The organism is Enterobacter sp. UCD-UG_FMILLET (assembly GCF_000762975.1).
In the GTDB taxonomy this organism is placed as follows: domain Bacteria; phylum Pseudomonadota; class Gammaproteobacteria; order Enterobacterales; family Enterobacteriaceae; genus Enterobacter; species Enterobacter dykesii.
Map to the genome: position 1 here is coordinate 464,394 of NZ_JRJC01000036.1, position 12,924 is coordinate 477,317.

Genomic DNA, 12,924 nt, shown 5'->3' on the forward strand with positions numbered 1-12,924 from the left:
TCTTTTGCCCTCGTTGTGGCAAAAGTATGCGCTCATTGTGCGTGAGGCGGCGCACATAATCCAGTATTCACGACGATAATTATTGCAATTGCTGTTGCCTTTCAGCGTGACGATTCCAGACCAGCGCTCCGCCGACGAACAGCGCAACGCCCGCCAGCCCCAGCGCGGGCTCCAGCCGGTGGGTAAGCCAGGTTGATAACGCCGAGGTGACCGGGCCAATCAATTGACCAATTGCATACCCCGTGGTGAGCAGGCCTGCCATATAGCGCGTGTGGTTTGGCGCCAGCTCGCGGCCGTATAAAAGAGAGAGCTGGACGGCACACAAAAAACCGCCGCCCACCAGCAGCCCGCCCGTCAGCAAACCGCCAATCCCCGGCAGCAGCCAGGCCGCCAGCACGCCAGCCCCCTGTAACCACAGGACTATAGCCAGCCTGCGGTTAGCCGTTGAGGTGTGGCGTAAAAGAATACTGAGCGCAATCCCCACCACGGCGGCGAGACCAAAAATCGGCCAGACAAACTGGGCAAACAGGCTGCCGGGAAAACGCACCGCCGCCATTTGCGACAGGAATGTCGCCGGGAGGATATAGCCAAACCCGGCCAGGCTGTAGCTCCAGACCAGGCGCTTTAAATCCGCCGTCAGCACCAGCGGCTCAGGCGCGGTGCCGGGGCGATGGAGCTGCCCGGATCGCGGCAGGTAGCGCGCCACCAGCGCAATCAGCACCAGCGCCAGCACGCCGTAGATTTGCCATGCCGCACCGGCCGAAAGGGATTTCGCATGGATATAGACGGCGAGAAGCCCGCTCAGGGCAATGCCCGCCCCCGGTCCGGCAAACACGGCGGCGCTCAGGCCCGGTTTACCCAGCTGCCCCAGCCGTTCGTTGGTCCAGGCGGCAATGAGTACCATCGACCAGCCGCTCATGCAGCCAATCACGAAGCGCAGCAGGCCGTGCACGACGGCGTTATCCGCCGCCGCGGAGAGCAGCGTCAGCGCAACCGCGCCGGTGATGCCAAGCCAGAGGCGCGTTTCAACAAAGCGGTGCGCGCGCATCGCATCCCATGCGCCCACCAGATAGCCCAGATAATTCATCGCCGCCACCAGACCCGCGCTGGTCAGCGTAAGCTGTCCGGCAGCAATCATCAGCGGCACCTGGGGCGTAAAGGCAAAGCGCCCTATCCCCATCGCCACCACCAGAACGACAAACCCACTGAGCGCAATACGCAGCGCCATGACCGCTCCAATTGTTAAAGAAAAGTAAATTTATGATGCAGCATCTCGCCGTCTGGCGAAAGTGAAAGTTACTCACAGGTCAATGAAAAGGCTGTATTATGGTTTTTATGAATACGCATTCTCATTAAGGAGCCCTGCATGGAACTGCTCGAAGAGCACCGTTGTTTTGAAGGTCGACAGCAGCGCTGGCGGCATGACTCCACCGTCCTGAACTGTGCGATGACGTTCAGCATTTTCCTGCCGCCGACGGAAAATCCGCCGGTTCTGTTCTGGCTGTCAGGCCTGACCTGCAACGACGAAAACTTCACCACCAAAGCGGGCGCGCAGCGACTTGCCTCCGAGCTGGGCATTGCGCTGGTGATGCCTGATACCAGCCCGCGTGGCGATCATGTGGCCGACGATGCTGGATACGACCTGGGTAAAGGCGCCGGGTTTTATCTCAATGCGACCGAGCAGCCCTGGGCTGGCCACTACCGCATGTATGACTACATTCGCGACGAGCTGCCCGCGCTGATTCAGTCCGGGTTTGCGGTAAGCGACCGCTGCGCCATCAGCGGACACTCCATGGGCGGACACGGGGCGCTCATCATGGCGCTAAAAAATCCGGGAAAATACGTCAGCGTGTCGGCATTTGCGCCAATTGTGAACCCAACGCAGGTGCCGTGGGGGCAGAAAGCTTTCACGAACTATCTGGGTGAAGATGAAGCGAAATGGCAGGAATGGGACAGCTCTGCGCTGATGCTGGCCAGCAGCTCAGCAAATGCGATCCCGATGCTTGTCGATCAGGGCGATGCGGATCAGTTCCTCGCCGGGCAGCTACAGCCTGCGGTGCTGGCCGAAGCGGCACGCCAGAAGGACTGGCCGCTGACGCTGCGCATCCAGCCGGGGTATGACCACAGCTATTACTTCATCGCGTCCTTTATTGAGGATCATCTCCGCTTCCATGCGGAGCATTTGTTTGGGTAAGTGCGGGTGCGTGCGCTCTGATGCCCTCACCTTGGCCCTCTCCCACTGAGAGAGGGAACAAACTAAAAACGGCAACTTACGTTGCCGTTTTGCTTTTACCCTGTCCGCATCAGAACTTGTAATCCACGCCCACAAAGTAGCGACGGCCGTCTTCCGTATAGCTGTAATCGTCGCGGCTCAGATCTTTGTCCAGCAAGTTCTGCACGCCCGCGCGCAGCTTCACGCTTTTCGTCGCCTGCCACGCGGCGCCGGTATTCCAGATGACATAGCCACCCGGCGTTGCTGCACTGCTGGTAAGCGCGCGTTTCTCGCCGGTGTAGTTGCCCTGAACGTAGAACGACCAGTCCTGCGTCGCCTTCCAGTCAACGGTTCCGTTGGCGGTGTGGAACGGCAGATCGGACAACGGCTTGTTGCCGCCGTTGCTGATATCGCGACCGTCGTTGTAGGTGTAGTTCAGGGTCAGCTTCCAGTCGTCCGCCAGCGGGAGCTTCAGCTCGGTCTCCACCCCGCGGATACGCGCCTTGTTAACGTTGTAGTAGCGGAAAATCGGTTCACCGTCCGCATTCAGTCCAACGTAGTTAGGGTAACCCTGGGCCTGTTTCGCATTGGCCGTACGGCTGATGCTGATGCGGTCATCCACGTTATTCTGGAAGGTGGTAACGCTGGCCTGCACGCCCTCTAACCAGCCCTCTTCCCCGCTGTAGTACAGACCGAATTCGAAGCTCTCGCTGGTTTCCGGTTTCAGATCCGGGTTACCGACAATCTCACAGGCACCGCGACACGAGCCGGTAACCCAGTCCGGGCTAAGCTGCAGCAGCGACGGCGCTTTAAACGCGGTAGCCCAGCCCCCTTTCACCGTTACGGTATCGGTCGCGTTGTAGACCAGATAGGCTCGCGGACTCCAGTGATCGCCGTAGGTATCATGGTCGTCCATACGGATGCCGGTGGTCAGCGCCAGAGGTTCAAAGAGACGCCACTCATCTTCAAGGAACAGGGCATACTGGCTTGTCGAGGTACTGCTGCTGGAACCGCCCGTCAGGTTGACCGGATCCTTCAGCTTATCGTGACGCCATTCGCCGCCGAAGGTCAGCAGCTGGTTGATTTCACCCAGCGGCAGCACGTATTTTCCGTCCACCGCGTTGCTCTCGGAGGTGATCGGATTGCTGTTTCCCGGGTTTTTGTTATCCACCTTTTCGCCGTAAACCTTCAGCTCGCTGTTGCCGACGCCCCAACGGCCGTTGTGGCTGAGTGAGTAGTTCTGACGCTCAAGGCGGTTTTTGTCGAGGGAATCCGAGTCACGATCCTGACGGTCGAAACCGTAGCCCGCCGTAAAGTCGTGGTTTTCAGACGGTGTCCAGGCGAACTCCACATTCGCATCGCGGCTGGTGAAGCCCTCAATGCGCGGCGTTTCACCGCTCGCCGTGGTGGAGGATTTCTGCTGACCGTCTTTCTCACGCTTCGCGAGGCTACCGTAGGCTTTCAGCCCCAGCAGACCGTCCACCAGCGGACCGCTGGTAAAGAACTGACCATTGTACGTGTCTCCACGATCGCGGTGCTCCTGAATTGTAGAATCGGCGCTCAGGGTGCCCGTCCATTTCTCGCCGATTTTTTTGGTGATAATGTTCACCACGCCGCCCAGCGCATCGGATCCGTAAAGAGAAGACATCGGCCCGCGCACCACTTCGATGCGTTCGATGGCGTCAACCGGCACCCAGTTGAGGTCGAAATCATTATGGCGGAATACCGCGTTACGCGAGTTAACGCGCTTGCCGTCGATCAGGATCAGCGTATAGCTGCTGTCCAGTCCACGAATACTTACCCCTTTACGGTTGTCCCCTTCGCTCGTGAGCTGAACGCCCGGCACCTCCCGTAACACATCTTTCAGATTCTGAACGGGTTTGCGCTGCAAATCTTCCTGGGTAATCACGCTGATGCTTGCCGGCGCGTCTTTCAGGTTTTGCTCGGTCGCGGAGGCCGTGACAACCATTGTGTCGCCGGTTTCCGCTGCGATAACAGGCAGGGCCAGGGACATTGCGGACGCACAAAGTCCTCCCCTGACGAAGGGATTCAACCTAAACATTCCATATCTCCATGAGGTAAATACAACTAAATCAAATCATCATTGCTCACAGCGTCTTCCTTGCCGCCCACGTCTGCGGTGGGTCGGTGACACGCTTATTTTTGATAACGATAAAGCAAACGATAATTATTATCAATTAAATTGTTAAGAAATATATCTTTGTTTCAGGATGCGGGCATAAAAAAACCCGCTCGAATGAGCGGGTTAAAAGAGAGGAAGTGCGGTTATTGTTTAAATCGTTCCGGGAATTCCATTTCACTGTAGCGAACGAAGTGTGTTCCTTTCGTCAGCTTGTAGCCAAACCAGATGACGAGGAACAGCGGAATACCAATGTAGGTCGCCGTCACGGCGCCCCAGTCAATGGTGTCCGCCAGGAACGCTTCATAGTTCTGTCCCAGCGTAATGATCAGGCACAGAATGAAGGCGAAAATAGGACCCAGTGGGAAGAAGCCGGAGCGATACGGCAGCGAGTTAATATCGTGTCCCTGTTTGACGAAACCGCGGCGGAAACGGTAGTGGCTAATGGCTATCCCCAGCCAGGCAATAAAGCCCGTCATCCCGGACGTGTTAAGCAGCCACAGGTACACCGTCTGGTTGCCAAACATGGAGGTCAGGAAGCACAGACCGGCAATGACCGTTGTGGCGTACAGCGCGTTACGCGGTACGCCGCCGCGGGACAGCTTCGCGAAGATACGCGGTGCTTTACCGTCGCATGCCAGCGTGTAGAGCATGCGGGTGGACGCATACATCCCGGAGTTACCGGCTGAAAGCACTGCGGTCAGGATAACGGCGTTCATCACTGCCGCAGCTGAAAGCAGACCAGCGTGCTGGAAGACCAGCGTGAACGGGCTGACGCTAATGTCTTTTACGTCATTACGCAGCAGGCTTGGATCGGTGTACGGGATGATCAGGCTGATAATCAGGATCGCGAACACATAGAAAAGCAGGATACGCCAGAAGACCTGACGGACCGCGCGCGGAATATTTTTCTCCGGGTTTTCTGACTCACCGGCAGCGATACCAATCAGCTCGGTTCCCTGGAAGGAGAAGCCGACAATCATCGCCACGCCAATCATCGCCGAAAGGCCACCGGCAAACGGCGCATCGCCTATCGCCCAGTTACTCCAGCCCGCAGGTTCTGCGCCTTTGAAAATACCAACGATCATCGCCACACCGACGACGATAAAGATGATGACGGTTGCCACTTTGATCAAAGAGAACCAGTATTCCGCTTCGCCGAAACCGCGCACGGAGATGTAGTTCAGCAGGAAGATGACGGCGAGGAACAGGGCGCTCCAGATCCAGCCCGGCGTATCCGGGAACCACCAGTTCATCACCAGTTGTGCGGCGACAAGGTCAACGGCGATAGTGACCGCCCAGTTGTACCAGTAGTTCCAGCCCAGCGCGAAGCCGAAACCTTCTTCAACGTATTTTTGACCGTAGGTCGAGAACGAACCGGATACTGGCATGTACGCGGCCAGTTCGCCGAGACTGGTCATCAGGAAGTACACCATCAGGCCAATCAGGATATAAGAGAAAAGTGCCCCACCCGGGCCTGCTGCCGAAATCGTTGCGCCAGAGGCAACGAAAAGACCTGTACCGATTGAGCCGCCAATGGCGATCATCGTCAGGTGACGCGCCTTGAGTTCACGACGTAGCGTGGGCGCTTCTGTGGTTTTAATTTCTGAAACCATGTGAAAATGCTGTCCATTTAATAAATGAGGCGCGATTGTAGCAGACGATCCGCGTTCCTTCCGGCAGAAATACTCAGTTATAAGAGAGCTTCATGACGCGGCCAGGATTATAAGTAAAGCATAATTTTTCCCTCTCCCCTGTGGGGAGAGAGCCAGCATGAGGGGAAGATTACATCTCGCAATAGCGCAGAAAACGCTGCAGCGAGCTGGAAAGGTGTTTCTGACGATGATGGATACACCACAGCGTGCGCACCAGTTTCGGGAGCGGAACGGGAATTTCCACCAGCGACCCCGTCTCAAGCTGTTCGGCAATAACGCGCCGGGAAAGACAGCTGATCCCCAGGCCATGACGCACCGCGTGCTTGATAGCCTCAGAGTTCCCAAGCTCCATCCCTAACTGGAAATGCGGCAGATGGGAAAGCAGCAGATAATCGACAATTTCACGCGTGCCGGAGCCCTGCTCGCGCAGGATCCACTGCGCCTGCGCCAGCCGTTCCAGCGTCACCTCGCCCTGCAATAACGACGAGGCCGGGGACGCAAACACTACCAGCTCATCTTCCAGCCAGGGCTCGGCAATGATATCGACGTTATGACAGGGCCCTTCGATGAGGCCGATATCCACGCGGAAATCGATCACCGCGTTGATAACGTCCTGACTGTTACCCACGCTCATCTCCAGCGGCAGGGTCGGGAAATCACGGCGGTAGCGGGCAATCACTTCCGGCAGGATGTAGTTCCCAATGGTGCTGCTGGCGTAGACGCGGATTGCGCCGTTGTCTTCGCGGAACAGCTGTTCGATTTCGATAGCCTGCTCCAGCAGCGCCAGCGCGCGTGGATAAAGAAGACGACCGTGCTCGTTGACCACCAGACGCTTCCCTACCCTGTCAAAAAGCTGAACGCCCAGCTGTCCTTCAAGATCGGTCAACGCCGCGCTGACCGCAGACTGTGAGAGCGCCAGCATTTGTGACGCCTGGGTCGTCGAGCCGCTTTTCAGCACCTCGGCAAACACTTCCAGCTGACGCAATGTAATGTGCATGGTTGCTTACCACTTATATAGATTAATTATAAGTATATAATCAATTTTATTTTTAAGCCAGAGCACCGTAACCTTTAGCCAGACAAAGGAGAAGGTTATGTCAGAAATCACCTTACAACATCATCGTACAGTGTGGCACTTCGTGCCGGGTCTTGCGCTCAGCGCAGCAGTGACCGCCGTCGCGCTATGGGGCGGCAGCATCCCGGCTATCGCGGGCGCCGGTTTTAGCGCGTTGACGCTGGCCATTTTGCTGGGCATGGTCGTGGGGAATACCGTTTACCCGCATATCTGGAAATCCTGCGACGGGGGCGTCATTTTCGCCAAACAACATTTATTGCGTCTCGGCATTATCCTTTACGGCTTCCGTCTCACCTTTTCGCAGATTGCGGATGTGGGTGTCAGCGGAATCGCTATCGACGTCCTGACCCTGACCAGCACCTTTTTGCTGGCCTGCTTTATCGGCCAGAAAGTCTTTGGCCTGGATAAGCAAACCAGCTGGCTGATCGGTGCCGGGAGCAGTATCTGTGGGGCCGCGGCGGTACTGGCAACAGAACCCGTTGTTAAAGCCGAAGCCAGCAAGGTGACCGTGGCGGTGGCGACGGTGGTGATCTTCGGTACGCTGGCAATCTTCCTCTACCCGGCGATGTATCCGCTGGTTGCCCACTGGTTCAGCCCGGAAACCTACGGCATCTATATCGGTTCGACCATGCACGAAGTGGCCCAGGTGGTGGCGGCAGGACATGCCATTAACCCGGAAGCTGAAAACGCGGCGGTGATTGCCAAAATGCTGCGCGTGATGATGCTGGCGCCGTTCCTGATTTTCCTCGCCGCGCGGGTTAAGCAGCTGGCACCGGCAGGCGGCGGCGAGAAAAGCAAAATCACCATTCCGTGGTTTGCGATCCTGTTTATCGTGGTGGCGATTTTCAACTCATTCCATCTGCTGCCGAAAGCGGTGGTGGATATGCTGGTGACGCTGGATACCGTGCTGCTGGCGATGGCCATGGCGGCGCTGGGGGTGACCACACACGTCAGCGCGCTGAAAAAAGCCGGGGCGAAACCGCTGCTGATGGCGCTGGTGCTCTTTATCTGGCTGATTGTCGGCGGCGGTACCATTAACCTCGCGGTGCACAGCCTGATGGCATAAACCATCTCGTCCTTCTCCTGCTAACCCGCTATCATAAGCGTTTCGGGTTAGCAGGAGTTTTTTTATGAAATATGTTGGAGCGCACGTCAGCGCTGCAGGTGGCCTTGCGAATGCCGCCATTCGCGCCGCCGAAATCGAGGCGACCGCTTTCGCCCTGTTCACCAAAAACCAGCGCCAGTGGCGCGCCGCACCGCTCACCGCTGACGTGATTGACGATTTCAAAGCCGCCTGTGAGAAGTACCACTACGGGCCAGGCCAGATCCTTCCCCACGACAGCTACCTCATCAACCTCGGGCATCCGGTTGAAGAGGCGCTGGAAAAATCCCGCGAGGCGTTTCTTGATGAAGTACAGCGCTGCGAACAGCTTGGGCTGACGCTGCTGAACTTCCATCCGGGCAGTCATCTGATGCAAATCGATGAAGATGCCTGCCTGGCGCGCATTGCCGAGTCCATCAACATCACGCTGGACAAAACCAAAGGCGTCACCGCGGTAATAGAGAATACCGCCGGTCAGGGCAGTAACCTCGGCTTTAAGTTTGAACATCTGGCGGCGATTATCGACGGCGTGGAAGACAAATCCCGCGTGGGCGTGTGCATTGATACCTGCCACGCGTTTGCCGCTGGCTATGACCTGCGTACCACCGAGGCAACGAAAAACACGTTTGATGAGTTCGAGCGCATCGTGGGCTTTCAGTACCTGCGCGGCATGCACTTAAACGATGCGAAAAGCGCCTTTGGCAGCCGCGTTGACCGCCACCACAGCCTGGGCGAAGGCAATATTGGCCACGATGCGTTCCGCTTCATTATGCAGGACGCCCGCTTCGACGGTATTCCGATGGTGCTGGAAACCATTAATCCGGACATCTGGGCAGAAGAGATTGCCTGGCTGAAGGCACAGCAAACCGCTGAACAGGCGGCATAAAAAAAGCCGGGTGCATAATGCACCCGGCTTTTTTGTCACGTTAACCCTTAGGCTACTTTCGCAACCGCTTCTGCTTCAGGGCGCTTCAACACCGCATAAGACAGACCAGCCACCAGCGTACCCGCGATAATCGCCAGCAGGTAGCCCAGTACCGGCGTGATAGCGCCAGGGATCAGCAGCACGAACAGACCGCCGTGTGGTGCCATCAGTTTTGCGCCAATCGCCATGGAGATCGCCCCGGTCACTGCACCACCCGCGATACAGCATGGCAGCACACGCATTGGGTCACGCGCCGCGAACGGAATCGCCCCTTCGGTGATGAAGCACAGACCCAGCACCAGCGCCGCTTTACCGCCTTCCTGCTGCGCTTTATCGAACTTACGACGGGCAATAATCGTCGCCAGACCGAGCGCCAGAGGAGGCACCATACCTGCCGCCATGATGGCTGCCATTGGCGCGTAGGTCTGGGTACTCAGCAGGCCAACACCAAAGGCGTACGCCGCTTTGTTCACCGGACCACCCATGTCGGTACACATCATGCCGCCTAGGATTGCGCCCAGCAGAACCGCGTTCGCGGTACCCATGGTTTGCAGCCAGTGGGTCAGACCCGCCAGGATGCCCGCAACCGGCTTACCAATCAGGTAAATCATCGCCAGACCGACCACCAGGCTGGAAATCAGCGGGATGATCAGAATCGGCTTCAGCGCTTCCATACTCTGCGGCAGCTTGAGCTTCGAGCTGATGAGCTTCGCGACGTAACCGGCCAGGAAGCCCGCAATGATACCGCCGATAAAGCCAGAACCGGTGCTCACGGCCAGCATACCGCCGATAAGACCCGGCGTCAGGCCTGGACGGTCAGCGATGGAGAAGGCAATAAAGCCTGCCAGTACCGGCACCATCAGGGCGAACGCGGAACCGCCGCCGATCTGCATCAGCGCAGCGGCCAGCGTGCCTTGCTCTTTAAACGCGGTAATACCAAATGCGAACGAGAGGGCAATACACAGACCGCCCGCAACCACCATCGGCAGCATGTAAGACACACCGGTCAACAGATGGCGATATGCGCCAGCAGACTCTTTCTTACCTTCCGTCGCGGTTTGACGCGCGCCGGTTGCCTGATACGGCTTCGCTTCTACCAGCGCTTTATCAAACTCCTGCGCGGTCTTTTTCAGCGCCAGGCCGGTAGACGTGCGGTACATTGGCTTACCGGCAAATTTCGCCAGGTCCACTTCGATATCCGCTGCCACAATCACCAGATCGGCCTCAGCCACTTCTTCAGGGGTGATAGCGTTGCCGGCACCGACGGAGCCGCGCGTTTCAACTTTAACCCACCAGCCGCGTTTTTTCGCTTCGGTTTCGATGGCTTCAGCTGCCATAAAGGTGTGAGCCACGCCCGTCGGGCAGGCCGTCACCGCAACAATGCGTTTCGGACCGGTGGCCGCAGCCGGTGCCGTCGCGACAGGCGCGCTGTAGACAGACGCGTGCCCTTTCGCTTCGCTCAGGAACAGTTCCGGATGTGCCACCGCGCGATTAATATCGCCCAGCCACACTTTTTTGCCGTTCAGCGCACTGTCAGCCGGGATCTTATCGCCCAGGACAATGGCCAGTTCTGCATCGCCTGGATTATCGATAATCTCCAGATGTGCTTTTTGTGCCGCCGCGCCCAGCAAGGTCTTCGCCATATAAGCGCGAGCCTGTCCGAGACCGGAGTCAATGATCAGCAGCGTTTTCATTATTCCTCTCCTGCTGTTAGTTAAAAGGTTTTAAGTCAACGCGCGCCATCATCGCGGCTAACTGGGTACGATCGGTAACACCGACATTGCTCTGGCTGACGGCCAGGGCAGCAACGGCAGTGGCAAGACGTAACGTATGTTCACTGGATTCCCGCATCAGCAGACCATAAATCAGGCCGCCAACCATGGAATCCCCTGCGCCAACGGTGCTCACAACTTCCATTGACGGCGGTTTGGCGATCCATTCGCCAGACGCGTTAACCCACAGCGCGCCTTCTGCACCAAGCGAGATCACCACGTGAGCGATACCCTGCTCGCGCAGCGCATGGGCAGCGTCAATCACATCTTTTAATTCCGGCAGCTTACGACCCGCCCAGATCTCCAGCTCGCGGCGATTCGGCTTCACCAGCCACGGCGAGGCTTTCAGACCGGCAACAAGCGCGTCGCGACTGCTGTCAAAAATAATGCACGGACACTGGCTGCGCAGGCGCGTCATCCAGTCGGTAAACGCTTCCGGGCTCACGCCGGACGGCAGGCTGCCGCTTACGCAGACCATGTCAAACTGACCCAGCCAGGTCAGAGAGTCGTTAACAAAACGCTCCCAGTCAGACGGCGTTACTTCGAAGCCAGAGAAGTTCAGATCGGTCACTTCACCGTCTTTCTCCGTCAGCTTAACGTTAATGCGGGTGCGGCCCTGAACAACCTGAAAACGGTTGGCAATGCCCAGCTCGCTGAACAGCTGCTGGAAACCATCCTGGTTATCTTTACCGAGGAATCCACCCACGGTGACATCGATACCGAGATCCTTGAGCACTTTCGCGACGTTAATCCCTTTGCCCGCAGCATGCAGGCCAGTGGTACGCACGAGGTTGACTTCGCCGCGCTCAATTTCCGGGCAAAATCCTACCAGGTCATAAGCCGGGTTCAGCGTAATAGTCGCAACACGTCTGCTCATTATGCGCCCTCCCCCAGACCCGCCGCGATGGCATCGCCAATCGCTTTCAGCGCCTGTTCAGCATCGGCACCCTGCGCGGTGAAGCGCAGACGGTGGCCTTTCTTCACGCCCAGCGCGACAACTTTCATCAGACTACGGCCGTTGGCCGGTTTGCCCGTGCCGTCAAGATTCGCCACGGTGATCTCACTCTCGAATTGTTTAATGGTATTCACCAGCATGGTGCCCGGACGGGCATGCAGGCCGTGCTCGTTGCGTACCACGAACTCCGCGGTCTGCACGTCTTCAGTCTGCACATCATCACTGGTCAGCAGTGCCAGCACGGTGGAGGCATCAGCGTTCAGCAGTTTTTCAGCTTTGTTGTTCAGCAGTAGATCGCCCAGACGCTTCAGCACGGAAACCGGCTGCTCATCGTTCATTGCCACGGTCACCAGCATGGCCGCACGCTCGCCTTCCACGTCAAACGCATTGGCCGCGCGGCTCACGGCGATAGCGCTGCGCAGGTTGCCTTCAGCACTGTCGTTCAGCCAGATACCCTGACCCAGATTTAACGGCTTATCGTTAATCACGCGCGTCACAAAGGTGGCATCCGCCGCGCCGGCTTCTTTCAGACGACCCGCGTTCAGCGCCTGCAGCGTTACCAGATCGGAGGCAATCACGTCCAGCGTCAGCGTTTCATTGTCCAGCTTCAGCGCTTCGCTCTGTTTTTCGCCCATCAGCAGGGCGCGCAGCTCTTCAGCTGTGGTCGCGGACTTAAGCTGTTCAGCCACATCGTCATCGCTCAGGACATGCGTCAGCTGACGCAGCAGGCCTAAGTGTTCATCGCTGCTGGCCGCGATACCGATAGCCACATACGCCACCTGACCGTCGCCCCAGAGCACGCCCTGCGGGAACTGATAAACCTGAACGCCGGTTTTCAGCACCTGATCGCGGGTGTCGGTGGTGCCGTGCGGAATGGCAATGCCATTACCGAGGAAGGTTGAGGTCTGCTGCTCGCGCGCCAGCATGCCGTTTACATAGCCGTCCGCGACGTTACCCGCCTGCACAAGCGCAGCGGCAACCTGGCGAATAGCCTCTTCTTTATCCCCGGCCTGAGCGCCCGGGTGGATATCCTGAACAGATAACTGGAACATGGTTCTCCACTCCTGCTGAACTTGAATCGTTTCAGC

At 57.7% G+C, this 12,924-nt stretch carries 10 protein-coding genes; 3 read left to right on the plus strand and 7 right to left on the minus strand.

Annotated elements, in window-relative coordinates:
• Positions 1–79 precede the first annotated feature (79 nt).
• The gene (locus LA04_RS17215) at positions 80–1,228 is read right to left on the minus strand and encodes a YbfB/YjiJ family MFS transporter (protein ID WP_047652519.1); all 1,149 of its coding nucleotides are present in this window, start codon (positions 1,226–1,228) and stop codon (positions 80–82) included.
• Positions 1,229–1,366: 138 nt separating this feature from the next.
• On the opposite strand from LA04_RS17215, the gene fghA reads away from it, so the two are divergent.
• On the plus strand, positions 1,367–2,194 hold the full coding sequence (gene fghA, locus LA04_RS17220) for an S-formylglutathione hydrolase (protein WP_047652520.1): 828 nt from the start codon (positions 1,367–1,369) through the stop codon (positions 2,192–2,194).
• 109 nt (positions 2,195–2,303) lie between these two features.
• Here the strand turns inward: fghA and cirA are convergent, their stop codons facing one another.
• The 3 genes from cirA to yieE form a co-directional block, all read right to left on the minus strand.
• Positions 2,304–4,274 (minus strand): catecholate siderophore receptor CirA, encoded by a 1,971-nt coding sequence (gene cirA / locus LA04_RS17225; RefSeq protein ID WP_047652521.1) that lies wholly within the window; start codon positions 4,272–4,274, stop codon positions 2,304–2,306.
• A 224-nt stretch (positions 4,275–4,498) separates the two neighbouring features.
• Positions 4,499–5,968 (minus strand): amino acid permease, encoded by a 1,470-nt coding sequence (locus tag LA04_RS17230; protein WP_047652522.1) that lies wholly within the window; start codon positions 5,966–5,968, stop codon positions 4,499–4,501.
• A gap of 169 nt (positions 5,969–6,137) precedes the next feature.
• On the minus strand, positions 6,138–7,004 hold the full coding sequence (yieE, locus tag LA04_RS17235; RefSeq protein WP_024908171.1) for a DNA-binding transcriptional regulator YeiE: 867 nt from the start codon (positions 7,002–7,004) through the stop codon (positions 6,138–6,140).
• A 97-nt stretch (positions 7,005–7,101) separates the two neighbouring features.
• Here yieE and LA04_RS17240 point away from each other — a divergent pair, with 97 nt between their 5' ends.
• The gene (locus LA04_RS17240; protein ID WP_047652523.1) at positions 7,102–8,148 is read left to right on the plus strand and encodes a YeiH family protein; all 1,047 of its coding nucleotides are present in this window, start codon (positions 7,102–7,104) and stop codon (positions 8,146–8,148) included.
• Between the two features lie 64 nt (positions 8,149–8,212).
• Entirely contained in the window at positions 8,213–9,070 is an 858-nt protein-coding gene (gene nfo, locus LA04_RS17245) for a deoxyribonuclease IV (RefSeq protein ID WP_047652524.1), read from the plus strand.
• A 47-nt stretch (positions 9,071–9,117) separates the two neighbouring features.
• On the opposite strand, the gene fruA is transcribed toward nfo, so the two are convergent.
• Genes fruA through fruB form a run of 3 tightly spaced genes read right to left on the minus strand, consistent with a single transcriptional unit; the run spans position 9,118 to position 12,888 of the window.
• Positions 9,118–10,803 (minus strand): PTS fructose transporter subunit IIBC, encoded by a 1,686-nt coding sequence (gene fruA, locus LA04_RS17250; protein ID WP_047652525.1) that lies wholly within the window; start codon positions 10,801–10,803, stop codon positions 9,118–9,120.
• A gap of 16 nt (positions 10,804–10,819) precedes the next feature.
• Complete coding sequence (gene fruK, locus LA04_RS17255) at positions 10,820–11,758, minus strand: 1-phosphofructokinase (RefSeq protein ID WP_047652526.1); 939 nt, start codon at positions 11,756–11,758, stop codon at positions 10,820–10,822.
• The gene (gene fruB / locus LA04_RS17260; protein WP_047652527.1) at positions 11,758–12,888 is read right to left on the minus strand and encodes a fused PTS fructose transporter subunit IIA/HPr protein; all 1,131 of its coding nucleotides are present in this window, start codon (positions 12,886–12,888) and stop codon (positions 11,758–11,760) included. The genes fruK and fruB overlap by 1 nt, the downstream gene beginning before the upstream one ends.
• Between the last annotated feature and the right edge of the window lie 36 nt (positions 12,889–12,924).